General features: G+C 68.9%; 25 protein-coding genes and 4 pseudogenes. 14 read left to right on the plus strand and 15 right to left on the minus strand.

The features are described from left to right. The first annotated feature begins 16 nt into the window (after positions 1–16). Both AQJ64_RS45890 and AQJ64_RS16750 read left to right on the plus strand, forming a co-directional pair. Positions 17–595: an HAD hydrolase-like protein gene (locus AQJ64_RS45890; RefSeq protein ID WP_244902660.1), complete on the plus strand. Its 579-nt coding sequence runs from the start codon at positions 17–19 to the stop codon at positions 593–595. Next, on the plus strand, positions 564–1037 hold the full coding sequence (locus tag AQJ64_RS16750; RefSeq protein WP_055637022.1) for an Lrp/AsnC family transcriptional regulator: 474 nt from the start codon (positions 564–566) through the stop codon (positions 1035–1037). Before AQJ64_RS45890 ends, AQJ64_RS16750 begins: the two co-directional genes overlap by 32 nt. A gap of 43 nt (positions 1038–1080) precedes the next feature. Here AQJ64_RS16750 and AQJ64_RS16755 read toward each other — a convergent pair whose 3' ends face one another. From AQJ64_RS16755 to AQJ64_RS16780, 6 genes are all read right to left on the minus strand, one after another. Continuing rightward, positions 1081–1398, minus strand: coding sequence for a DMT family transporter (locus AQJ64_RS16755; RefSeq protein WP_055637021.1), 318 nt, complete (start codon positions 1396–1398; stop codon positions 1081–1083). A gap of 35 nt (positions 1399–1433) precedes the next feature. Then, the gene (locus tag AQJ64_RS16760) at positions 1434–1847 is read right to left on the minus strand and encodes a DMT family transporter (RefSeq protein WP_240512844.1); all 414 of its coding nucleotides are present in this window, start codon (positions 1845–1847) and stop codon (positions 1434–1436) included. A 161-nt stretch (positions 1848–2008) separates the two neighbouring features. Continuing rightward, a complete protein-coding gene (locus AQJ64_RS16765; RefSeq protein WP_055637019.1) occupies positions 2009–3415 on the minus strand; it encodes an aspartate ammonia-lyase in 1407 nt (468 codons plus the stop codon). Next, entirely contained in the window at positions 3412–4842 is a 1431-nt protein-coding gene (locus tag AQJ64_RS16770; RefSeq protein WP_240512843.1) for an aldehyde dehydrogenase family protein, read from the minus strand. Before AQJ64_RS16770 ends, AQJ64_RS16765 begins: the two co-directional genes overlap by 4 nt. Next, the gene (locus AQJ64_RS16775; protein WP_055637018.1) at positions 4835–5926 is read right to left on the minus strand and encodes a homoserine dehydrogenase; all 1092 of its coding nucleotides are present in this window, start codon (positions 5924–5926) and stop codon (positions 4835–4837) included. The genes AQJ64_RS16770 and AQJ64_RS16775 overlap by 8 nt, the downstream gene beginning before the upstream one ends. A gap of 195 nt (positions 5927–6121) precedes the next feature. Further along, positions 6122–6883: a helix-turn-helix domain-containing protein gene (locus AQJ64_RS16780; protein WP_099054074.1), complete on the minus strand. Its 762-nt coding sequence runs from the start codon at positions 6881–6883 to the stop codon at positions 6122–6124. A 29-nt stretch (positions 6884–6912) separates the two neighbouring features. Here AQJ64_RS16780 and AQJ64_RS16785 point away from each other — a divergent pair, with 29 nt between their 5' ends. The 6 genes and pseudogenes from AQJ64_RS16785 to AQJ64_RS45895 form a co-directional block, all read left to right on the plus strand. Further along, on the plus strand, positions 6913–7542 hold the full coding sequence (locus tag AQJ64_RS16785) for a flavin reductase family protein (protein WP_055637016.1): 630 nt from the start codon (positions 6913–6915) through the stop codon (positions 7540–7542). Positions 7543–7712: 170 nt separating this feature from the next. After that, a complete protein-coding gene (locus tag AQJ64_RS16790; protein WP_244902661.1) occupies positions 7713–9017 on the plus strand; it encodes an MFS transporter in 1305 nt (434 codons plus the stop codon). A 178-nt stretch (positions 9018–9195) separates the two neighbouring features. Then, positions 9196–9783 (plus strand): hypothetical protein, encoded by a 588-nt coding sequence (locus AQJ64_RS16795; protein WP_159060293.1) that lies wholly within the window; start codon positions 9196–9198, stop codon positions 9781–9783. Between the two features lie 337 nt (positions 9784–10120). Continuing rightward, positions 10121–10714 (plus strand): TetR/AcrR family transcriptional regulator, encoded by a 594-nt coding sequence (locus tag AQJ64_RS16800; protein ID WP_055637015.1) that lies wholly within the window; start codon positions 10121–10123, stop codon positions 10712–10714. 88 nt (positions 10715–10802) lie between these two features. Further along, positions 10803–11492 carry a type 1 glutamine amidotransferase domain-containing protein gene (locus tag AQJ64_RS16805; protein ID WP_055637014.1) on the plus strand — a complete coding sequence of 230 codons (690 nt, stop codon included), beginning with the start codon at positions 10803–10805 and terminating at the stop codon, positions 11490–11492. A 57-nt stretch (positions 11493–11549) separates the two neighbouring features. After that, a pseudogene (locus AQJ64_RS45895) lies at positions 11550–11945 on the plus strand (transposase); the annotation flags it as partial. Positions 11946–11966: 21 nt separating this feature from the next. Here AQJ64_RS45895 and AQJ64_RS16810 read toward each other — a convergent pair. The 4 genes and pseudogenes from AQJ64_RS16810 to AQJ64_RS45900 all read right to left on the minus strand — a co-directional run. Beyond that, a pseudogene (locus tag AQJ64_RS16810) lies at positions 11967–12373 on the minus strand (transposase); the annotation flags it as partial. Between the two features lie 270 nt (positions 12374–12643). Then, positions 12644–13573: a tetratricopeptide repeat protein gene (locus AQJ64_RS16815; RefSeq protein ID WP_079061716.1), complete on the minus strand. Its 930-nt coding sequence runs from the start codon at positions 13571–13573 to the stop codon at positions 12644–12646. Positions 13574–14249: 676 nt separating this feature from the next. Further along, positions 14250–14840 (minus strand): annotated as a pseudogene (locus AQJ64_RS16825) (MHYT domain-containing protein); the annotation flags it as partial. After that, a pseudogene (locus tag AQJ64_RS45900) lies at positions 14776–15231 on the minus strand (IS701 family transposase); the annotation flags it as partial. The pseudogenes AQJ64_RS16825 and AQJ64_RS45900, both read right to left, overlap by 65 nt. A gap of 166 nt (positions 15232–15397) precedes the next feature. Between AQJ64_RS45900 and AQJ64_RS16830 the strand changes: the two are divergent. The 3 genes from AQJ64_RS16830 (at position 15398) to AQJ64_RS49080 (ending at position 16219) form a co-directional block, all read left to right on the plus strand. Next, on the plus strand, positions 15398–15802 hold the full coding sequence (locus AQJ64_RS16830) for a growth inhibitor PemK (RefSeq protein WP_055637011.1): 405 nt from the start codon (positions 15398–15400) through the stop codon (positions 15800–15802). A gap of 139 nt (positions 15803–15941) precedes the next feature. Then, positions 15942–16073, plus strand: a complete 132-nt coding sequence (locus AQJ64_RS51730; protein WP_276206708.1) for a hypothetical protein — start codon at positions 15942–15944, stop codon at positions 16071–16073. Continuing rightward, positions 16070–16219 carry a hypothetical protein gene (locus AQJ64_RS49080; protein ID WP_157881094.1) on the plus strand — a complete coding sequence of 50 codons (150 nt, stop codon included), beginning with the start codon at positions 16070–16072 and terminating at the stop codon, positions 16217–16219. The genes AQJ64_RS51730 and AQJ64_RS49080 overlap by 4 nt, the downstream gene beginning before the upstream one ends. A gap of 128 nt (positions 16220–16347) precedes the next feature. Here AQJ64_RS49080 and AQJ64_RS16835 read toward each other — a convergent pair whose 3' ends face one another. Beyond that, a complete protein-coding gene (locus AQJ64_RS16835; RefSeq protein ID WP_055637010.1) occupies positions 16348–16578 on the minus strand; it encodes a hypothetical protein in 231 nt (76 codons plus the stop codon). Positions 16579–16812: 234 nt separating this feature from the next. Between AQJ64_RS16835 and AQJ64_RS16840 the strand changes: the two genes are divergently transcribed. Further along, positions 16813–17226 (plus strand): peptidase inhibitor family I36 protein, encoded by a 414-nt coding sequence (locus AQJ64_RS16840; protein WP_063788824.1) that lies wholly within the window; start codon positions 16813–16815, stop codon positions 17224–17226. A gap of 315 nt (positions 17227–17541) precedes the next feature. Here AQJ64_RS16840 and AQJ64_RS16845 read toward each other — a convergent pair whose 3' ends face one another. Together AQJ64_RS16845 and AQJ64_RS16850 are read right to left on the minus strand one after the other, a co-directional pair. Further along, positions 17542–17952 carry a tetratricopeptide repeat protein gene (locus AQJ64_RS16845; RefSeq protein ID WP_211286485.1) on the minus strand — a complete coding sequence of 137 codons (411 nt, stop codon included), beginning with the start codon at positions 17950–17952 and terminating at the stop codon, positions 17542–17544. Positions 17953–18525: 573 nt separating this feature from the next. Beyond that, on the minus strand, positions 18526–19449 hold the full coding sequence (locus AQJ64_RS16850; protein ID WP_059202747.1) for a helix-turn-helix domain-containing protein: 924 nt from the start codon (positions 19447–19449) through the stop codon (positions 18526–18528). 173 nt (positions 19450–19622) lie between these two features. On the opposite strand from AQJ64_RS16850, the gene AQJ64_RS16855 reads away from it, so the two are divergent. Together AQJ64_RS16855 and AQJ64_RS16860 are read left to right on the plus strand one after the other, a co-directional pair. After that, complete coding sequence (locus AQJ64_RS16855; RefSeq protein ID WP_055637007.1) at positions 19623–20969, plus strand: aldehyde dehydrogenase family protein; 1347 nt, start codon at positions 19623–19625, stop codon at positions 20967–20969. A 163-nt stretch (positions 20970–21132) separates the two neighbouring features. Then, positions 21133–22221: an alkene reductase gene (locus AQJ64_RS16860; protein WP_055637006.1), complete on the plus strand. Its 1089-nt coding sequence runs from the start codon at positions 21133–21135 to the stop codon at positions 22219–22221. 120 nt (positions 22222–22341) lie between these two features. On the opposite strand, the gene AQJ64_RS16865 is transcribed toward AQJ64_RS16860, so the two are convergent. Together AQJ64_RS16865 and AQJ64_RS52300 are read right to left on the minus strand one after the other, a co-directional pair. Continuing rightward, positions 22342–22779 (minus strand): hypothetical protein, encoded by a 438-nt coding sequence (locus tag AQJ64_RS16865; RefSeq protein WP_055637005.1) that lies wholly within the window; start codon positions 22777–22779, stop codon positions 22342–22344. A gap of 84 nt (positions 22780–22863) precedes the next feature. Continuing rightward, positions 22864–23124 (minus strand): helix-turn-helix domain-containing protein, encoded by a 261-nt coding sequence (locus tag AQJ64_RS52300; RefSeq protein WP_425315610.1) that lies wholly within the window; start codon positions 23122–23124, stop codon positions 22864–22866. Positions 23125–23132: the final 8 nt, after the last annotated feature.

The raw sequence follows: 23132 nt of genomic DNA on the forward strand, positions 1-23132 counted from the left end.
GCTCACCGGGATCGGAGTGCCGGTCCCCGACGGGGACACCCTGCGCAGCTTCGTCGGCCCGCCCATGTACCGGTCGTTCCGCGAGGTCGTCGGGCTTGATGAACTCACCGCCAAGCGGGCACTGCGGCTGTACCGGGCTGCCTACGCGGAGACAGGTGACCTGGACAGCAGAATGTACGACGGGGTTCCCGGCCTGCTGGAGGAACTGGCCGCGGCCGGGATCCCCATGGCGGTGGCGACCTCGAAAGTCGAGGACCAGGCTGTTCGGATCACCGAGCACTACGGCCTGGCCACACACCTGGTGACGGTGTGCGGCACGTCCGACAGGGCAGGACGCACGACCAAGCGAGATGTGATCCGGGAATGCCTGCGCCGCCGCCGCACGGGCCATTGCGACCGCCGACTCCCCCCCCCATGCCCTGGCACAACTGCTGCTGTCCTCGGCGACATCGCCACCACACCGTGCGGTACCTCCCGCTTCCTGACGTGCAGAGCCCTGTCGTACCGGCCCCTGGCAGTCAGCCCCCTGCCAGGGGCCTTCATCACGAAGGAGACCGTCCGCCATGGACGTCATCGACGAGAAGATCATCGCTGAACTCGCCCGCAACGCCCGCATCCCGCATGCCGAGCTGGCCAGCAGGGTGCTGCTGTCCCGCACCGCGGTGCGCCAGCGCATCGAGCGGTTGGAACGCCAGGGACACATCGCCGGCTACACCATCGTCCGCCCAGGTGAGAACGCCGATGACGGTGTCGTCTCGGCACTGGTCCTCATCTACCGACAGGACCGCATGCGTGGTGGCGATGTCCTGGCCGCGCTCAAACGCATCCCGGAGGTCGTCATCTGCGAGGTTCTCAGCGGCGAGTTCGACATCATGGTGCGGCTCGAAGCGGCTTCCCTGGAACGCGTCCGGGAGATCTGGGAAGACATCGCCCGGATGCCGGGTGTGCGTGACACGACCACGGCGCTCACCCTGTCCAACGTCGTCAACCGACCGCGACGGGTGAAGGAGTCGAAGGAGCCGGCGGCCGGCGGATGAAGGAGGGCGGCTCTCTGCGCCCCGCGATCGGCCGCCTTGCAGGTCAGATCGAGGTCAGGCGCAGAATGATGACGCCGCTGATGATGGCGGCGAACGACAGCAGACGGGTGAGCGTGATCTTCTCTTTGAAGAGGATGGCGCCCATGATGACGGTGCCGACGCCGCCCACACCCGTCCAGATGGTGTAACCGACGGAGACGTCGAGGTCGAGCAGGGCCAGGGAGAGGGCGTAGACACCTCCTGCGGCGCCGAAAATGGCCAGCACCGAGGGCCACAGGCGGGTGAAGCCCTTGGCCGCGTGGGTACTCAGGGCGAAGCAGATCTCGAAGATGACGGCGATGCCGAGGTAGACCCAGGTCATGGTGGGAGTTCTTTCCGCGTCAGGTCGGCTGGAGGTCAGGCGACGGGCTGGTGGGGACCGGGGTCGTGTTCGGCGGCTTCCTTCCCGGTCTCGAATTTGTCGCTGATCTGCAAGGTGGCGGCGCCACCGATGATCAGAGCGAAGGCGAGGATCTTCCACGCGGTCAGCGGTTCGTGGTAGACGAGCGTGCTGAACACCACGGTGCCGACGCCCCCGATGCCGGACCAGACGGTGTAGCCGACTCCGACGTCGATCGACTTCAGTGCCTGGGACAGCGTGAAGATCGAGCTGGACAGGGCGGCCACGGTGAGCAGGGAAGGTCCCAGGCGGGTGAAGGCGTGGGTGGCCTCCGTGGACAGCGCGAAGGTGATCTCGAACAGTGAGGAGAGCAGCAGCCAGGCCCAGCCGCGGTTCACGCTCTGGGTGCGGTCTGAGTCTGCAGTCGGCACGAAGTCCTCCAAGGACATTGCTGGAGCGCGCCCGGGGCCTGCCTGCACGGGGGGTGCGGCGGCCCCGGGGCGCGCGAAGGAAGATCAGGACGTGAAGACGGCCGGGGTGTCCGGGCGGAGCAGGTGCGTCACACGGCCCCCAGCTCACCCTGCGGGGGCTGTCAACCGCCGGTTACGGCAGAGCCGTTCAATGACACGGGGGCGAGGAGTTTCTGTGCCTTTGCCTGATCGAGCAGCCCGGCCTGGGCCACGAGATCCGCCACGTTCGATCCTGTTTCCAGCGCCTGCTTGGCGATCCGGGCGGCCGCCGCGTACCCGATGTACGGCGTCAGCGCGGTCACTGACCCCACGGACCGGGCGGCCTGCCGGGCCAGGTGCTCCTCGTGGGCGGTGATTCCGACGACGCAGTGGGTGCGCAGTGCGGTGCAGCCGCGGGTGAGCCACCGGACCGAGGTCAGGAGCAGGTGCCCCATCAGCGGTTCGAAGGCATTGAGCTGGAGTTGTCCGTTCTCTGCGGCCATCGTGATCGACACGTCGGCTCCGGCTACCGCGTAGCAGATCTGGTTGACCATCTCCGGGATGACCGGATTGACCTTGCCCGGCATGATCGACGAGCCGGCCTGGCGGGGCGGCAGGTTGATCTCGCCGAGTCCGTTCTGCGGGCCGCTGGCCAGCAGGCGCAGGTCGTTGCAGGTCTTCGACAGCTTGACGGCCAACCGCTTCAGGACGCCCGACACCAGCAGGAAGACGCCGGTGTCGGAGGTTGCCTCGACCAGATCGAAAGCCGGCTTCAGATCCAGCCCGGTGAACGCGGCCAGGTGCCGTATCACGGCCTCGGCATACCCCGGTTCCGTGGTGATGCCGGTTCCGATGGCGGTCGCGCCGAGGCTGATCTCGTGCAGCAGCGGCAGGGTCTCGCGGATACGGGCCATGTCCTCGGCCAGGGTCACACCGAACGCGGTGAACTCCTGGCCGAGGGTCATCGGCACGGCGTCCTGCAGTTGGGTGCGCCCCACCTTCACCACATGGGCGAACTCCGCGCCCTTGGCAGCGAACGCCTCGGTCAGCGGGCCCAGTTCGGTCAGCAGGCCGGTGAGGGCGCTGCTGACGGCGAGCCGCAGAGCGGTGGGGTAGACGTCGTTGGTCGACTGGCAGCGGTTGACATGGTCGAGCGGGGACACCTGGTCGTAGCGGCCGCGTTCGAAGCCCAGGCGCTCCAGGGCGAGGTTGGCGATGACCTCGTTGGCGTTCATGTTGGTGCTGGTGCCGGCACCGCCCTGGATGACGTCGACCGGGAACTGCTCGTGGTGACCGCCGGCCTCGATGGCCTGGCAGGCCGCCTCGACGGCCTGGGCGATCTCCGGGTCCAGGGCGCCGATCTCGCGGTTCGCGCGGGCCGCGGCGCGCTTGACGGTCGCAAGCGCCCGTACGAGGTCCGGGTGGGCGGCCAGCGGGATGCCGCTGGCCTGGAAGTTCTCCAGCGCACGGGCGGTGTGCACACCCCAGTACGCGTCGGCCGGGACGCAGAGTGCGCCGAGGGAGTCGCACTCGGTACGGAAGGCGGTCATTGGACCACGTCACTGATGTGGTTGACGCAGACGACCTTGGGCTGGGTCATCTCCTCGAAGGCGAAGCGCACGCCTTCGCGGCCCATGCTGCCGTACTTGAAGCCGCCGAACGGCATCGCGTCGAACCGGTAGTCGGACGAGTCGTTGATCATCACGCCCCCGGCCTGGAGCAGCCGGGCTGCGGTCAGGGCGCGGTCGAGGCGCGAGGTGAAGATGCCCGCGTGGAGGCTGTAGTCGATGGCGTTGGCCTGCTCGACGGCGTCCTCGAAGGAGTCGAACGGCTGCAGTACGACGACCGGGGCGAAGGCTTCCTCCTGCCAGATCGTGCAGGTGGCCGGGACGTCTTCGAGGACGGTCGGCGTGTACAGGGAGCCGCTGACGTGGTTGCCGCACAGCAGTACTGCTCCCTGCGCCACCGCGGCGTCGACCTCCGCCCGGGTGGCGCGGGCGGCCTCCGGGGTGATCATGGGGCCGACATCGGTGTGCTCGTCGGACGGGTCGCCGACGCGCAGCAGCTTCGTGCGGGCGACGAAGGCGTCGCGGAAGGACTCGTACACCTTGCGGTCGATCAGGATCCGCTGGGTGCCGATGCAGTTCTGGCCCGCGGCCCAGAACGCGCCGGAGACGCACGAGTCCACTGCCGCGTCGAGGTCCGCGTCGTCCATGACGATGACCGGGGCGTTGCCGCCGAGGTCCATGGCCAGTTTCTTCAGACCGGCGGTCCGGGAGATGGCCTCGCCGGTGGCGAATCCGCCGGTGAAGGACACCATACGGACGTCTGCGGCGCTGACGATCGCGGCGCCGATGTCGGCACCACCGTTGACGACCGTGACGATCTCCTCGGGGAGACCGGCCTCTACGAGGGTGTCGACCAGGCGGAGCGAGGACAGGGGCGTCAAGGCGGAGGGTTTGAGGATCACCGCGTTGCCGCCTGCGATGGCCGGGCCCAGTTTGTGGGCGACCAGGTTGAGGGGGTCGTTGAACGGGGTGATGGCAGCGATGATGCCGAGGGGTTCGCGGGTGAACCAGCCCTGCCGCTTCTCGGAGCCCTCGTAGGCGTCGAAGGGCACCACCTCGCCGGCGTTGCGCCGTGCCTCGGCGGCGGACAGCGCGAGGGTGTTGACCGCGCGGGCCACTTCCTTGCGGGCCTGGACGATGGTTTTACCGGCCTCGCTCACGATCAGGTGGGCGAAGGACTCCGCGCGCCGCTCGATGAGATGGGCCGTGCGCTCGAGGATGGACGCGCGGGCGGCGCGGGACAGAGCGCCCGCGACGCGACGGCCGGCTCTGGCCCGCTGCAGGACAGTCCCCACGGCACGGGCTTCGACCGTGCACACCGAGGCGATGACCTCGCCGGTGAACGGGTTGTGCACGGATGCCATGTCGGCGCCGAGCTGAATGCCGGGGGTCACAACGGTGTCAGCCACGGTGGGTCTCCTGAAGAACACGGTGCAGGGGAGCGGTGTCGTCGTCCGCGTGGTGGTGCTGGTGGATGGCGATGATGTCCGACAGCAGGGCATAGGCCGTCTCCGTCCGTCCGGCCCCTGGCCCGGACACGGTGACCGTGCCCAGCAGGTCGGTGTGGAAGGCGACCGCATTGACCGGGCCGGAGATCCCCGCAAGAGCGTGGTGCGCGGGCAGCGCCACGGGAGCCACCCGGGCCTCGACGGTGCCGTCGGGTCGGCGGGCGGCCGAGCCGACCAGCTTCCAGCGCAGCCCCTTGGAGATGGCGTCCTGCGCATCCTGCGGGGTGATGCCGGAGATCCCCGTGCAGGAGACGTCCTCGCGGCGGAGGCCGGCACCCAGGACTTCGTTGGCCAGGATCATGACCTTGAGCTGGACGTCGTGGCCCTCGATGTCGGCGGTGGGATCGGCTTCGGCGTACCCCAGTTCCTGCGCCTGCGTGACGGCCGTAGGCAGTTCGACGCCTTCCTCGAGGCGGCCGAGGATGTAGTTCGAGGTGCCGTTCATGATGCCCTGCACCCCGGTGATCTCCAGTCCGCCGAGCAGGCGCTGAGCGGTGCGCAGGATCGGGGTGCCGCTGAGTACGGAGCCCTCGAACTCGAAGCTCACGCCATGTTCTGCGGCGAGCCGCTTGAGCTCGCTGCCGGCGAGGGCGACGGGTCCCTTGTTGGTGGTGCACACGTGCTTGCCGGATTCCAGGGCCCAGCGCACGTGGGAGAGGGCGGGCTCACCGTCGTTGGGGTTGGTGAAGGTTGCCTCCACGACGATGTCGGCCGGGACCTCTCGGATCACCCACTTGTTACGGGGGTCGGCGCTTCCCCCGGGAAGGCCGGCGAAGCTCAGCTCGCCGGGTTCGGCCGCCAGCAGCGGAGCCAGGTCGATGCCGGCGGTGTCCACCAGGGAGCCGGCGCGCAGGTCGGTGATCGCGACTACCCGCAGGGTGAAGCCCAGCTCCTCCGCGAAGCGGTCCCCACGTGCGGCTATGAGTTCGGCGAGCGCGCGGTTGACGCCACCGAATCCGATGAGGGCGAGGTCGTATCGGCCCATGTGATGACTCCTTCGCAAGGCACCGCAGCCACACGGCGCGGCTGATCAGAGCCTGGCATCAGGCGGGGGCCGTGCGGCTATGCCGGAGCGACCACGGACCATGTCGCATTGCACGGTCGTGGTGACGATTCGCAGGGCGACCGCTCGGCGTCTCCTGCGGCCGTGCCCGATGGACGGGTCTCATGGGTGCCGCCATCAGCCGGCTGTCAGCGCCGCGTCCGGCAGACGCAGGTGCACACGAAGAGCGCCGTGACCGTCGTCCGTCAGCCGCACCACGCGCGTGTCGCGTGCGTGGACCAGCCAGGACTCCTCAACCGCGTGCCGGAAGACGGCGGCTCCGACACCGCCTGCCAGGTGGAGTCGTTGCTCGGTCCAGTCAAGGCACGTCCGCACATGCGGGCGGTGCGACGACGCGGCGGGTTCGTCGACGATGCCCAGTTCCCTCATCCAACGGGCTCCCGCAGTGGTCAGCGCCGGCCCATAGTCCCAGGACAGGAACCCTTCGGCGGTCATCGCGTCGGTGATCGCGACAGCCAGGGATCCGGCCAGGTGGTCGTAGCAGATGCGAGCGAAGGCCAGATCCCGATGACGGCGGGCCGCGGTGAGGGACCGTACGGGCACCGGATGCTGGGGAGACCGTGCGGCAAGCGCTTCGATCATCTCGGCGATGCCCGGGTCGGCGAGCCGGACATAGCGGTTGCGGCCCTTTCGCTCCTCGGCCAGCAGGCCGCCCGCCACCAGCCGGTTCAGGTGGCTCGTCACGGTGGACGGGGCGACGCCGGCCAGACGGGCCAGCTCCGTCGCCGTCCACGCCCGGCCGTCCAGCAGCGCGAGACAGAACTCAGCACGCGTCCGGTCGGCCAGGAGGGCCGCCAGAGCAGCGAGATCCGGCTCTTCGGCGTACACGTCTTGGCTGGTCACAGATCCATTGTCGGCAACCGTCACTTCGACGAGCATCGAAAGGTCGCGTGCTTAGCGTTTTCTGCATGACGACTGACACGCATCGAGTGATACGCCCGAGCATCCTCTACTTCGGAAACCCGGTGGTCCTGCTCACCACGGAGAACGAGGACGGCACCTTCAACCTCGCTCCCATCTCGTCCGCCTGGGCCCTGGGACAGAACGTCGTCCTGGGCCTGGGCAGCGAAAACCGGACGGTGCGCAACCTGGCCGAGCGGCAGGACGTGGTCATCAGCCTCGCCTCGCCCGAACTGTGGGAGCAGGTCGAGCGGCTCGCGCCGCTCACCGGTGCCCACCCGGTGCCGGAGAGCAAGCGGGCGGTGTACCGGTACGAGCCCGACAAGTTCTCCGCCGCCGGACTGACCCCGCAGCCCTCTGACCTTGTACGACCGCCGCGGGTCGCCGAGTCGCCCCTCCAGCTTGAAGCGAGGGCCGTTGCCCTGAACCCGGGCGGAGAAGGCCGCTTCTTCTCCGTCGAGTGCGAGGTGGTCCGTGTCCATGCTCACGAGCGCATCGTGGTCCCCGGCACGCACCACGTCGACCCCGAAGTGTGGAGCCCGCTCATCTACAACTTCCGCCACTACCACGGGCTCGCTCCCGAGGTCGGCCATGGCTTCCGCTCGGAGACGGCCACGGTCTCCGCGCGTACGGGGTGACCGGCTGAAGCAGGGAGTGAGTCCGGCGCCGGGAGAGTCCGGACTCACCCGGCGGCGTTGCGGTGGGAGTTTGGCATAGGACAAAGTGTCCGCCTCCCACCTCGGGCTGACGGGGGAACCGAACCTGCCGCGTCCTCTGCGCGGGTTGGACGAGGCCGCACATCAGGACGTTGTCGAAGCGCTGGACGCACTCGGGCTCACCGCCTGAGCCCGTTGCCATGAATCACCAGCACATCGCGACCGGAACGAATGCGGTGACCGCGCCGGCAAGGCATGCCGGCCGCAAGGGCGGCCTCGCCCGCTACGTCATAGCCGCGGCCTTGGCGCGCACGGCTGACGGAGGAGCGGTTGTCGCCGTCGTCCTGCTCGTCAGCTCGTCGGGCGGTCCAGGGACCCTCGCAGGTACGTTCGGAGCGTGCATCACCGCACCACATCTACTTGGCCCCTTCGTCGCCCGTCCCTTGGACCTCGCCCGAGATGGCCGCAAGGTCATCGCGGCAGCCTGCCTGCTGTACGCCACTGCACTGACCGCAGGAGTGCTGGCGTACGGCCGTGCGCCCGCCCTGGTGAGCGCCTTGCTGCTGGCCGTGGCCGGCACCTGCGGCCCCCTGCTGACGGGCGGCATCAGCAGCCGACTGCCCGCCATCGCCGGACCGCAGCTCCGCACCCAGCGGCGTGCACAGGGCTGGGATGGGGCCACCTACGGCATCGGCGGCACCGCCGGCCCGTCCCTGGTGGCTGCCCTGGCCAGCTGGGGCTCGCCCACCGCGGCCGCACTCGCGCTGGCGACTGCGGTGGGCGCGGCGGCCGTCTGCGTGCTGCTCCTGCCCCCCGCCGCGCCGGATCGTGGAGGCGACAGAGGCAAGATCCTCAAGCCGGGCCCGACCCTCATGCTCATGGCCCGCACCGGCCATCTCCGGCGCACCACCTACGTGACGATGACCGTTGCACTCAGCGTTGCCGCCCTGCCCGTCACGGCGGTGCACATGACGAAGATCCTCGGTGTCGAATCAGGCACCGCGGCAGTTCTGACCGCCGCCTACGGCCTCGGCAACCTCGTCGGCTCCGTGACGGTTATGGTCTCTCCTCTCACCGGTGACCCCGACCGCCTGACGCGCCGCCTTGCCCTGTGCGTCGTCGTCGGCCTCGGTGCGGTCGCGATGAGCCACAGCTTCGCCCTTTCCATATCGGCGTTCGCGCTCACCGGCATCCTCAACGCACTCTTCTTCGCCGCCACTCTCGCCGCCCGCACCGAGTACGCACCTCCCGCTCTCCAAGGACAGGTCTTCATCTGGGTAGCCGCCCTGAAGATCACCTCAGGATCCGCCGGCACCGCCCTGGCCGGCTCCCTCACGGGCCTGGATGTGCGGCTGCCCCTCCTCCTCGGCATCAGCGGGACAACGGCAGCCGTCCTGGCAGCGACATTGGAGAAGCGGGCCGGCGGGAGGTTTTGCGAGCGCCCGGTGAGCAGGTAACGCCGAGTGGGGTGGTCACATGGCCGAGATCTACCGTGCCGCTCTGGAGGCCGTGCTCGTCCTTGCGGGCCGTCAGCACGCGCATCGGGCCGTATGCCAGCCGCAAGGGCGGCCTCGCCCGCTACGTTCGGCCAGCCCCAGCAGCAGCTCGACGATGGTCCGGTAGGACTGGGCGGTGTTGGCCTGGTTTGTGCCCGTCGACGGCGCCCGCCACCAGCTCGACCTCCTGATCCACACCGAAGCCGACCGCCGCCACATCCCCGTGCACGTTCTGCTCGACATCGTGCAGGTCAGCGAGTACCTGTGGACCGCGGCGCACGCCTTCCACCCGCCCGGCACCGCCGACGCCGAAGCCTGGGTCTCCGGCCACCTGATCACCATCCTGCACGGCCAGGCCGCCCGCGCCGCCACCGAGATCACCGCGCAGGCTGGCCGGGCCCGCCTGCGCGGAGCCAGACGCGAGGCCGTCGACGCCTGTATCGGCTGCCTCACCGGCCACCTCGACCAGCTCTGCTACGACACCGCCCTGGCGGCGGGCTGGCCGATCGCCACCGGCGCGATCGAGGGCGCCTGCCGCCACCTGATCGGTGACCGCCTCGACATCACCGGCGCCCGCTGGGGCCTGGACGGCGCCGAGGCTGTCCTCAAACTCCGCGCCCTGAACGACAACGGCGACATCGACGAGTACTGGACCTTCCACCTTGCCCGGGAGCACGAACGTCTCCACCCCACCCCCGACCAGCACAACTACCAACTCACGGCCTGACCCACGGACTTCCCAGAGCGGGAGCTGCACCCACTGCACATCTCCCGAGCCGGGAAGTGGACCACAGAGGCAGGCCCCACACGGGCTGACTACGCTGCCGAACTCTCCCGAAGACAGGTACTCCGCCACTCCCAGCAGCCGGACATACAGAAACAGGCGATCGGTCGGACGGACGCGACGGGTGCCTTCACTGCCAGACCGGATGGCCGTCACCTGATACTTGGCCGACTCCAGCACTTCGAGTGACGTTGTTCTCGTCGCCCATGTTGCGGTGCAGGCCGCCTTCTACCGGAACACCGTCTAGACGACCGGTCTACTCGGATGCTACGGTTCATGCATGCCGGTCACCACACGGAGCACAGACACCCGTCGGAACATCCTCGACACCGCCCAGCGGATCATGGCCCACAAGGGCTACTCGGCCGTCGGCATCAACGAGGTGCTCGCGGAGGCCGGCGTGCCGAAGGGGTCCTTTTACCACTACTTCGCCTCGAAGGACGCCTTCGGCGAAGCGATCCTCAAGAGCTACTTCGCGGACTACCTCGCGGACATGGACGGCATTCTCGCCCGGTCCGGCCAGTCGGCGGCCGAGCGGCTGATGGCCTACTGGCAGCAGTGGCGGGAGACGCAGAGCGTCGAGGAGTGCCAGGGCAAGTGTCTGGCCGTGAAACTCGGCGCCGAGGTGGCCGACCTGTCGGAGTCGATGCGCCTGGCCCTCAAAGAGGGGACGGGCGCCATCGTCGACCGCATCGCGCGCACCATCGCCGACGGCCTGGAGGACGGCTCTCTCTCGGTCGACGGTGATCCCCGCGACGTGGCGCAGGCCCTGTACGACATGTGGCTCGGCGCGAGCGTCATGTGCAAGATCCATCGCAGTCTGGCGCCGCTCGACACCGTCACCGCGGTGACCCGCAGGCTGCTGCACCTGTAGAAGGCCCGCACCCCATGGCCGCCCCGGTCATGGGGACATCTCCACCCATCAAAAGTAGACTGGTCTACTCACCCCCAAGGAGCATGTCATGAAGGTTCTGATTGTTCTCACCTCCCACGACGAGCTGGGCGACACCGGCCTGAAGACCGGGTTCTGGCTGGAGGAGCTGGCGGCGCCGTACTACCGCTTCAAGGAGGCCGGCGCGCAGATCGTGCTCGCCTCGCCGAAGGGCGGGCAGCCGCCGCTGGACCCCAAGAGCAACGAGCCCGGCTTCCAGACCGACGACACCCGGCGCTTCGAGGCCGACCCGGAGGCCACCAAGGCACTGGCGAACACCGTGCGCCTCGATGCGGTCTCGGCCGGCGACTTCGACGCGGTCTTCTACTCCGGCGGCCACGGCCCGCTCTGGGACCTGGCCGAGGACACCGACTCCGCCCGACTGATCGAGTCGACCCTGCGCTCCGGCAAGCCGGTGGGACTGGTGTGCCACGCACCCGGCGTCCTACGGCACACCGTCAACGAGGACGGCACCCCGCTGGTGCGCGGCAAGAACGTCACCGGATTCGCCAACACCGAGGAGGAGGCCGTCCAGCTCACCGACATCGTCCCCTTCCTGGTCGAGGACGAACTCACCAAGCTCGGGGGCATCTACTCCAAGACCGACGACTGGCAGCCCTACGTCCTTAAGGACGGTCTGCTGATCACCGGGCAGAACCCGGCCTCCTCCGCTCCCGCGGCCGACGCCCTGATCGAGCTGGTCACCAAGGGCGGCGTGTGAGCGCCTACGTCGTCATGCTCCGCGAGCGCGTGAGCGACCCGGCCGAGCTGGCCCTCAGGGCTGGGTCCGCTCAGCGGAGCTCGGGTTCTGGCGGAAATCGGCGACGACCGGACTCGGTTCGCCGACGCCAGAGGGCTGAAGGCTTACGCGGGTTGCGCCCCGGTCACCCGCGACTCCGGCAAGAGCGTGTCCGTCGCGGCCCGAAGGGTGAAGAACCAGCGGCTGGCCGGGGTCGGCTACATGGGGGCCTTCTCGGCGATGGCCCATTCCGATGGGGCGCGGGCTCACTACGACCGCCGACGTGAGGCCGGAGATCGCCACACGGCCGCCCAGAGGAACCTCTTCAACCGAATGATCGGCTGCCTCCACCACTGCCTGACTCACCGCGTCTTGTTCAACGAGGCCGTAGCCTTCCCGACCTCGAAAGACCCCCGTCTCACCCTCGCCGCTTGACACGTTCTCCGCATCGGATGTCTTCTTCGCGGCGTCAGTTCCCTGGCTGCTCAGGGGCACGTTGGTGGAGGTCTTGACGCTCTGAGTGTCGATGACGGAGGCGGTCGGCTCGGGCTTGCGGCCTTCCTTTACGCGGGCCAGGCCGGTCAGGTCGTGGTTGAGCTGGGCGAGGATTCCCTCGTCGCGCCAGGCGGCGTAGGAGAAGTAGACGGTGCCGTGGCCCGGGAAGTCGTGCGGGAGGTATTTCCAGGGGATTCCGGCGCGGTTCAGGTAGAGGAGTGCGTCGAACACGTCGCGTAAGTCGATTTTGGCTGGCTGTCCTGTTGGCCGGCGTTCGAGGCGGCCGTTTCGCCAGGCCGTCAACGTCGGCTCGATCAGGGCCATCGGGCGTCGGACAGATCGCTGGGGTACGACGTGCGCTCACTCACGGCACAGCGTGATCACGGCCGTGGCGGAGGGCGGGTTCCGCTGCAAGTCGGGCGGTTCTGTGGCATTTTCAAATCAGACGGGTTTCCGAGTGCAGAACCACGTGAGGTGGACAGTCGAGTGCTCCCCCTTGCAGGGAACGAATAACCTCTACCCGACGAAGGCACTCAAAGTAGGTCACGGGTAAAGCAGGCATACCGGAAGAACCCTATGTGAACGCCCACTCGGAGCAGGGCGGGGCTGCGATGGCGAAACGGTGGGGCGGCGTGGGGTCAAGTCCGGGGCGGCCGTCTCTCCCCGGAGTCCCGTCGCTCTTGGACTGCGGAGTCCTGCGGCGTGTGGGCGGCACGGGACTGTCGATCGCGGGAGGCGGTGATCTGCCATGCGTGTGCCGCCTCGGGATGGCCCAGGTTGGCTGCCTTGGCGAGCCAGTGCATGGCCTCGCCCCTTTGCTTACGCTTGGCGAGGTTCATCCCCAGGGCGTACATGCCTGCGACGTTGCCTGCCTTGGCTGCGTAGCCGTACCAGGTCGCGGCCATGGGCGTGTCCCCCTCCGCCTCGTACAACAGCCCCCGGTTCACCGCCGCGCCGACGAACCCCGCCCGGTACGAGCGCTCGTAGAGGGTGGCGGCCCGACGGAGGTCTCCGCGTCCCTCGGCCAGGTGGCCCAGGATGTCCAGTGCGCCGGGGTGGTCCTCGGCAGCCTCCCGCTGCAGGAGCGCCTCGGCCTCGCGGTGGTTGCCGCGCTTGATCCGGATGCCGGCGAGGTGGACTGCGGCGTCACGGTGTCCCGCAGCAGCCGCCTTCTCGAAGTGCCGCTCGGCCTCGTCCTCGTCGCCCGCTACCTTGAAGTGCAGTGCGAGGTTGTACCGCGAATCGACCCGGCCGAGGTCGGCCGCTTCGCGGTAGTGCGCCAGCGCCTCCTCCACCCGGCCCGGATCCCCGGTGTCCATGAGGCACTTGGCGAGGCCATGGATGGCTCCGGCGTCCCCGGCGTCGGCGGCCCGCCGGAACCAGGCGATCGCCTCGTCGAGCTCACCGGCGCCGGAGTGGAGCAGCGCCAGGTTGTACTGCGCGTTGATGTTGCCCGCCTCGGCCGCACGGAGGTAGAGCCGACGGGCGTCCTCGTTCCGTTCGCGCTTCGCGAGGCCGACCGCGCGCCAGTACGCCCTCAAGCCCTTCAGCCCACCGTGCCTGCCCACGCCGAACCCTCACATGTCCGCGGAACGGGTTCGCATGATCGCACAGGCGGCGACACCGGGAAAGGGGGAATCCTTGCCCACCACGTCCATCCGAAATCTTGCTGCCGTCGTAGCGCTGCTGGCAGCCGTCCCGCTGGGCGCCGCTTCGGTCTCAGCGGCTGTGCCTGTCCGTGCCTCTGTCCTCTGTCCTGACGCAGACGCCAGCCGCAGCGACCTGCTGGCGCTCAACTCCCACCGCAGGGACTCCCCCTTGCGAGGACTACGCATGGAGACCTGGGCTCGGATTTCCCGGAACACCGCGGTGGTGAGCCGTGAGCCCACGAGGATCTGGTCCACTGCGGCGCGTGGCTGCCACGGCACGGTCATGATCCTCATGCTGAACCGCTGTGGGGACCTGACCGGGACCATGATCCCCCGGTGCTACGGGGGCGACGGCCGCTGGACCGGCCAGCACGATCGGCGCGGGTTCTGAAGCGAGCCCTTCGACCCGGAAGTGACCGGCGCACCCACAGCGTGATCGTCCTTCAAACGACCTGATGAAGCCTCTGCGCAACTACCGTGCACTCGCGTGCATCCCGTGGGCGGCCCGCCGGCCGTCGGCTCGCAGATGCCTGCCCTGGCGGCGTCCGGAGAGCTGGGTTCCCGGTGCGAATGCGGTCGCCCCTTGGCCCGGAGTGACGAGGAGGAACGACAGCAGGCTGGTGGAGGACTGGGCGGTCGCGGACTGGCCGGTGAGGTGGACGGAGACCGCGGCCATGCCGGTGTAGTGCATGCCGGTGACGGCCACGCCCATGATCAGGCTGGCGCCGAGGCTGGCCCACAGGGCGTGGATGGAGACCGCCGCCCACAGGGCCGCGGTGGCGGCTGCGACGGCGATGACGACGGACAGCACCACTGTGAGGGTGTCGTAGTGCAGGGTGCCGGTGGTGTGGATGGCGGCCATCCCGAGGTAGTGCATGGCCGCGACACCGAGACCGGTGACCGTGCCGGCCGTCGCCAGGGACATCGGGGAGCCGCCCCGGTAGCCGACGAGGAACACGCCGAGGGCGACGACGACGATGGCGGCGGCGAGGCTGAGGAGCGTCCTCGTCGTGTCGTAGCCGACCAGGGCGCCCTGGACGCTGAAGCCGATCATGGCGATGAAGTGCATGGTCCAGATGCCGCACCCGATCGATATGGCGCCCAGGGCCAGCCACCCGGCCCTGCGGTGCGGACGCCGCAGCGACCGTGTCGTGCACCGCAGCCCGAGCCCGGCGCCGAGGCAGGCGGTCGATCGCCGGGTGCCCTCGCGGGGTCGAGTAGGCGAGGTAGACGGCTACCTGGCTGTTCTCGACGCGTCCGGCGCTGCCGGTGTACTGGCGCTGGACACGGACAGTGTCGGTGCCTTTCTTCACGTCGCCGGTCTCGTCGACCACCAGCACCGCCTCGTCGTCGTGCAGATGCTCCACCACGTAGTCACCCACGTCGTCGCGGACCTGGTCGGCGTCCCACTTGGCCCGCCCGAGCAGGTGCTGCATGCCGTCCGGGGTCCTGTCCCCGGCCCACTCGGCGATGGTCCAGCAGTTCTTGCGCGGCAGGTCCGACAGCAGGCCGGGTACCAACTTCCGGGCTCGGCGCCGGGATTCGACCCGCGTGAACCGTCCCGCTATCCGGCTCATCAGGCCCTCGAACGCCTCCTGCCAGTAGGCAGGGTTTACGCTGTGACCTGCGGCCACCGCGTGATCTTCAGTCTTCACACACCGATGATCAACGGTGGCCGCACCCGTCTCCGCAGCGCGTCAGGCTCGCGCAGCGTCTGTCCGCTGTCCTGTGGCTGGAGGACTTGTGCAACGTGGCGAAGTCTGGTGGGTCCAGTTCGACGAGCGGAGGTTGGTCGTACTGCTGTCGGGAGACGACGCGTCCGGGATCCGGGTGATGCAGGTCGTCGCTCCGGCGGGCGTCGACATCAGCGGTCTGGGCATCGAGGTGATGGTGGGCGCCGGTGAAGGAGTGCCGTTCGAAGGCGTGCTGCGGCTCGCGTTCCCGCGTCCAGGCTTCACCCCTTGCACGTGGCTGACCACTGTGTCACGGGACGACCTGATAGAGCGGGCGGCCGTCCTGTCCTCGGCGAAGCTCAGCGAGATCGACGATGCCCTCCGACTCGCTGAACAAGCGCAGGAGCAGACCCCGGCGACGACCGCGAAGCTCAGCGAGATAAGGGACGCCCTCCGTCCCGGTGAACTCGGGTAGAGGGAGAAGGAGCCGACGGCGTGGGCGGTTTCGGCCAGATGGTCGACGCTGCCCGACTGTCGCCTCGGCGCCCCTCACCATCGAGATCACGATCTACGGCTGGAGTACCGTCGTCGCCCTGGCCAGCCTCACCCAGCGCATGGACCAGGCAATCAGCCAGACCGGTTCCGGGCTGCGACACCTGCACGACAAGAGGGCGATCCGCGTCTACAACGGCGGGAACCACGACGAGGAAGTCGCCAGGGCCGCCCAGGACCTGCTGTCGGCATGATGATGCTGCGCGGCGCCTCCGAGCGTCTGAGCACGGCTCACGAGAACCTGGCCGGACTCGGCGGTCTCTTCGCGAACGTGCCGTACGACGAGCTCGCCTCGATGGACGGCGGCCTGTCCGAGCGCGAGCTGGACGCGGCCGAGTGACGCAGCAGCCGGGAGAGGATGACCTGCGCGCGCCCGCACCGGAGTCGTGATCTCTCCGCGCTACTGCGCGGTGAGGGTGACACTCACGTCCACGGCGTGCATGGTGCCCGGCTCCAGGAGGCCGCCCATCAGCCGACCGGGGCGAGCTGGGCGTCGTACTGCTCCACGGCCCAGGGCAGGACCACGCAGGACAGCAGGAACCAGCGGGCGATCCGCTTCAGTTCCCAGCTGTCCACTGGGAAGTGGAGCCCCTCGTAGGCGCTTTGGTGCAGTTCTTCGAAAGCTGCGAGCGCCGCGCGCAGTCCGCCCTCGGTGCCGAGGTTGTTGCGCGGACTGCCGTCGAGGAGGTCACTGTCCACGTCGTCGGCCAGGCCCGGGAAGTCGTCGCGGGCCCAGCAGTCGAAAGTCCGTCATCCCAACCCGTCCGCTCGGTCCACTTCATCACCTGGGGTGCGGATCCATCACAGCAGGCGCGTACAGGTCGGACAAGGTTTCGGCAAGGTCGGTATTCCACAATCCGTGCACGCACCGCCGAGGGGCCGGCCCGAGACGTGTTCTCCGCCGGAAGGATCACTCACGGGAAGGGACCATGAATGAACGTCACAACAAGCACAGCCCGCAGGACTCTGAGCGTGACCGTCGTCGCCGCCACGGTGGCGGCTCTGGGCCTGTTGGCACCGAGTTCGGCCGAAGCCGCCGCGAGTGACTGCCCTTCCGGCAGCCTGTGTGTCTGGGACCAAATCAACTACACGGGAAACCGCTGCAGTTGGAGCAACGCCGACAGCGACTGGACCAGCGGGACCGTGACGTGTTCATGGGCCGACGACCGCAACGTCAAGTCGGTCTACAACCACGGGACTTCTTCCTCGTACGAGGGGGTCGGCCTCTATTCCGGAGCGGGCTACTCGGGGTATCTCGGCTGCATAGGACAGGGCGTGAAGGGCCCTGGCGTCAGCGGCGGCCCCGGCCTCAAGGTGCTGTCCCACAAGTGGCTCGCCAGCTGCTGAGTCCGGACGCCGGGGAGGGTGAGCACGGCACGGGCCGAGCGCCCGGTGGGGCCGTCAAGGGGGAGCGGCCCCACCGTCGCCGATGCGGATAATCGGAAGTGCTTGCAGTGTGGTCGCGAGTATGACGCGGAGCTGGAGTGGCACAGCGGCTACGCCGCAGAGTGAGCGAGGCGACTGGCAGTGCTTCCAGCCGGCCGGGAGCTCCTTTGACCCGTGTCTCGGTCAGACCCTGGACAGGTTCCAGTGAGCGGCCGTCAGGTGGTGTCCGTCCCCTTTCCGAGAGCGCCGCGAGTCTCCTGGACCAGGACGCCATCCCTACGACGTGCCCGGTGGCACGGTTCGTTCGAAGAGAGCGGACACCGACGGCTGCCATGGAGGTGTTGGCGTACCGTCCGGGTCCAAGCCGTACGGCCACAGCCTGCTGAGCACCTCCTGCGTCTCGGGCGGGTGGTGCGATGGGTTGGTATGGCCGTGGTCGGCGGCCTGCCGGTAGAGGGCCTCGGCGCCTTCCGGGTCCCTGGCTTCCTCCCGGATCTCAGCCAAGCGGAGCAGCGCGTCGACGCTGCCGTGGTCTGCGGCTCGCCAGGCCAGTGTTTCGGCGCCTTCCCGGTCCCCGGCTTTCTCCCGCATCTCAGTCAGGCGCATCGGCGCGCGGGTGTTTCCCTGGTCTGCTGCTCGCCGGTAGAGGGCCTCGGCGCTTTCCCGCTGGTCTTCCTCCTCCCGCATCCGAGCCCATACGGACATAGCAGTGGTGCTGCCGCGGCTTACGGCCCGCCGGAGCAGTGCTTCGGCCCCTTCCAGGTTCCCCGCATCCTTCCGCATCCGGGCCAGGCGGAGCACCGCGAGGATGTCACCGTGGTCTGCGGCCGCCCAGGCCAAGGCTTCGGCAGCCTCCGGGCCGTCGGCTTCTTCCCGTAGCTCAGCCAGGTCCTACGCAGCGCGTAGGGAGCCGTGCACAACGGCCTGCCGATAGAGAGCGTCGGCTTTCACCCGGTCCCCGGCCTCCTTCCGTTTCCAGGCCAAGTTGAGCAGCGCATGGAGGTCGCCGAGGTCTGCAGCCTGCCGCGCCAGGCCCTTCGGCCGCCTGTGTCGACGGAGACGAGAGCCCGAAATCCGTCCCACTTCGTTTATGCGCTGTTGAGCTGTCCACGGACTGTCGTCCAGCGTCATGTCGATCACCGGTTGGCGAGGGCATTTCATCGCCCGCCGTCCCGGAGGCACCATCGCCGGAGGCGTCTGGCGTGCGAAAGGACGCTGGGTGTGGCGCGCAGCCAACTACCGATGATCAAGGGGAGTTCATCAAGCCGTCCGTGCCGACGACGTGCCCGTTCCCGCCCGGGTCGCATCCGCGCCCCAGCCGGCCAGCAGCCGCAGAGCCTCCGCCGACGGGGAGTTCGGTTCGGCGTGGTAGGTCACCAACATCTGCTGGTGGGCGTCGGCCTGGTGGAACGACTCGAGGCGGAGATCGAGTTCGCCGACGAGCGGGTGGTGCAGGCGCTGGATACCGTGACACTTCTCCTTGACGTCGTGGGTGGCCCACAGCCGCCTGAACTCCTCGCTCTTCACGGAGAGTTCGCCCACCAGCGCGGACAGCCGGGGGTCGTCCGGATGGGAGCCGGCGTCCATGCGCAGCTGAGAGACGATGTCGCTGGCTTTGCGTTCCCAGTCCAGGAACAGGTCGCGGTACTCGGGCCGCAGGAAGACCAGCCGCGCCCAGTTCTGCTCCCGCGCCGGCAGCTCAGCCCAGTCGCCGAAGACCGCCGCGGCCATCCGGTTCCAGACGAGGATGTCCGAGCGCCGCCCCACGAGGATCGCCGGAACGCCGTCCATGGTGTCCAGCAGCGTCCGCAGGGGGCCCCGTACCTGTGGGGCGCGGCCGGCCGGCTTCTTCTTGTGCTGCTTCGGCTTCGCCAGGTGCGTGAGGTGCGCGTGCTCGGCGTCGCTCAGCCTGAGCGCGCGGGCGATGGCATCGAGGACCTCCGCCGACACGGTCCGCCCGTTGCCCTGTTCCAGCCGCGTGTAATACGCCACCGACACCCCGGCCAGCTGCGCCAGCTCCTCGCGGCGCAGCCCCGGCACCCGCCGGTACCGTCCGAAGCCCCGCAGCCCCACATCCTCCGGCTTCAGCCGGGCCCGCCGGGTGCGCAGGAACTCACTGAGCTCGGCACGCGGGTCCAGAGCGCCGGCGACCAGCTCGTGCACCGGCTCGGCGTATTCGTCCATGCCTCGAGTATCCACGGTCGCACGCACACCAGCCTGACCCAACCAGTGGTAGGCACAGCGCACGTACGCAATGCCGTGGCCTGGGTGGATGCCGGCCCGTCCGGGACGCTGGCCACCGTGCCCGGCCGGAAGGCGGCCGGGGCGTGGCTTGCATCAGGAACGGAGTACATCCCATGAGCGCAACACAGGGGATCGAGCCGAGGACGCACCGGACCGAAACGGCCGCGGAGGTGGTCGGCCGCCTTCGTGCGACGTTCAACACCGGCGTCACCCGCGGACTGGACTGGCGCGTCAGCCAGCTGCAGCGGCTGCGGGCACTGCTGGTCGAGAACGAGCAGGAACTGATCGAAGCCCTCTGGGCGGACCTGAGGAAGAACGCCGCCGAGGCCAAGACGCAGGAGATCGACTTCACCGTCGCCGACATCGACGAGGCACTGGCGAACCTCGAAAACTGGCTTCAGCCTCGCCCGGTGGAGGTTCCCGCCCACTTCGGTCCCACGACAACGGCCTACACCACGTACGACCCGCTCGGGGTCGTCCTGGTGATCGCTCCGTGGAATTTCCCGCTGCACCTTCTCATCGACCCCGTCATCGGCGCTCTGGCCGCCGGAAACACCGTGGTGGCCAAGCCGAGCGAGATCTCGGTGCACACATCGGCGGTCGCCTCACGTCTCCTGCGACAGTACTTCGACGCCGACGTGCTCACCGTGGTCGAGGGGGGCGCCGATGAGACCACGGCCCTGCTGGCACAACGGTTCGACCAGATCTTCTACACCGGCAATGGCACGGTCGGCCGGATCGTCATGGCCGCAGCCGCCAAGAACCTCACCCCCGTCACGCTCGAACTCGGAGGCAAGTCACCGGTGTTCGTGGCGTCCGACGCCGACGTGGACGAGACCGCCAAGCGGCTGGTCGGCGCCAAGTTCGGCAACGCGGGGCAGCAGTGCATAGCCCCCGACTACGTTCTGGCCGACCCTGCCACCGCCGCCGCACTGGTCCCCGCCCTCCGCGCGGCGGTCGACGCCCAGTTCGGCTCCACCCCGCAGACCTCAGCGGACTTCGGCCGGATCATCAACGAGCGGCACTTCGACCGGCTCACGCGTCTGCTGGACTCCGGCCGGGCGGCGGTGGGAGGCCAGCACGACCGCGACGACCTGTTCATCGCACCGACCGTGCTCACCGATGTCGACCCCGCATCGCCGGTCATGCAGGAAGAGATCTTCGGTCCGATCCTCGCCGTCGTCGAAGTCGCCGACCTCGATGCCGCCATCGCCTTCATCAACGAACGCGAAAAGCCCCTCGCGCTCTACGCCTTCACCACGTCCGAGGCCACCAAGTCGCGCCTCGTGAACGAGACGTCCTCCGGCGGCGTCGCCTGGGGCCAGCCGGTGATGCAACTGCTCATGCCCGGCCTGCCGTTCGGTGGCGTCGGCGAAAGCGGCATGGGCCGGTACCACGGCCGGTATTCCCTCGAGACGTTCAGCCACCTCAAGGCCGTCGCGGACGTGCCGCTCAACTAGGCCCGCGCTCTCCCGAAGCAGGCTGCCCGACTGGTGATCGGCTACAGAAAGTGCCTCTGCCCAGCCGAAATGAGGACTGCTGAGGTCCCGGTTCCCTGACACCCGCCAGGCCCATGCTGCCGCCTGTCTCTTTCACCCGACCCATTCTTCGAAGGAAGCTGCCATGACTACCGCGTTCGACCCGATCGACCTGGGCGGCAAGACGCTGGCCAACCGCGTCGCGATGGCGCCGATGACCCGCAGCCGCGCCGACGCTCCCGCAGCCACGGCGACGGAGCTGATGGCGACCTACTACGCCCAGCGTGCGAGCGCCGGCCTGATCATCACCGAGGGCATCCAGCCGTCGGTGGGCGGCCAGGGCTACACCAACACTCCGGGCCTGCACTCCGCCCAGCAGGTCGACGCCTGGCGGAAGGTGACCGACGCCGTCCATGCCCAGGGAGGCACGATCTTCGCGCAGCTGATGCACACCGGCCGGATCAGCCACCCCAGCCTGCTGCCCGAGGGACTCATGCCCGTCGCCCCCTCCTCCGTCGCGGCGGCGGGCCAGGTGTTCACCTACCAGGGCCCCCAGGACTTCGTCACGCCGAAGGAACTGGACCAGGACGACATCACCCAGACGATCGCCGACTACGCCGACGCCGCGCGCAACGCGATCGCCGCCGGTTTCGACGGCGTGGAGATCCACGGGGCGAACGGCTACCTGATCCACCAGTTCCTCGCCCCCAACACGAATCTGCGCACCGATGGCTGGGGAGGTGGCGCCGCGGACCGGGTCCGCTTCGGTATCGAGGTCGCCACGGCCGTCGCGGAGGCGATCGGCGGCCACCGGACCGGCTTCCGCATCTCTCCCGGCAACCCCTACAACGACATCGCCGAGACCGACCCGGCGGACGTGCTGGAGACCTACACCACCCTGATCGCCGCTCTCGCCCGGCTGGACCTCGCCTACCTGCACCTGGTCGAGAGCCCGGACCGCGACCTGACCGCCCGGCTGCGCAAGGACTGGCCGACGGCGTTCATCCTCAACCCCTTCACCCACCCCGAGACCACCGGCCCCGGCGCTCTCGCCCGCATCGAGGACGGCACCGCGGACATCATCGCCTTCGGCGCGCTGTTCCTGGCCAACCCGGACCTGCCTGCCCGCCTCGCAGCCGGCGGCCGCTACAACACCCCCGATGCGGCCACCTTCTACGGCGGCGACCACCGCGGCTACACCGACTACCCGACGCTGCCCGCCGACAGCGCGTGACCTGAAAGTGGTCATCGCCGGCGAGTGCGGAGGCAAGACGCGATCAGAGCGGCGGTGTCACCCCGATCAACAGGAGTAGCGGCATGCGCACGCTGATCTGGCCGTCCTTGTCGTCCCCGTTCACTGATCCCCCCACCCCCTCTGCGCGTCGGCGGCACCGCCCCCGGCGAGCGCATCGCTGTCCTCCACGGAGTCCTGGATGGTCCGCCGGTCATCCAGGGACGGGTACACGGGGCGGTCCTTGGCCGTGCACTTCTCGAAAATCTCGCCGTCCCTGATCATCCGCCTGAGGGTGAAGTAGCCGTAGATCCACAGCCGGTCCCGTGTCGCGGAGGGAATCTTCGCGGGGCGTCCGTCGGCCAGCACTCCGGGATCCGGATCGTCGTCTTCGAAACACCCACCAGGGGAAGAGCCGTCGTCCTCGTGCCGCATCGGCCAGCTGGCGGTCGGCTCGGAGGTGCTCCACGGAGGCGTCTGCGGGACCGGCCCGTCGCCGAACAGCCAGTCCTCTTCCGCCTCGTCGAACGGTTCCCTGTCCTGAGGCGTCGTGCCGGGCACCCATCCCGTAGCCGGGCAACCGGCGGGAGAACAGATCGATCACCGTTGCCAGGCAGAGCTTGCCCTCGCCGGTGTCGATCTCGGTCATGTCGCCTGCCCGGACGAGTTCCGGTTCCTCGGCGGTGAAGTCCCGGCGGACGAAATCCGGGGCGCCGGCCGCCTGCCCGGCCTGGTCAGCGACCGGCGGCGCCTGACCTTCCGGCCCGCCGGCCTGAGTTCGGCCATGACCTTCGCGACGGTGTTCACCGACACCCGCCGGCCCCGGCGCACCAGCTCGATGAACACCTTCGGCGAGCCGTAGGTGCCCCCGGAGCAGCGGAAGATCTCCTCGATCTCCTCCGCCAGGTGCTGCC

This window comes from Streptomyces griseoruber (assembly GCF_001514205.1).
Classification (GTDB): domain Bacteria; phylum Actinomycetota; class Actinomycetes; order Streptomycetales; family Streptomycetaceae; genus Streptomyces; species Streptomyces griseoruber.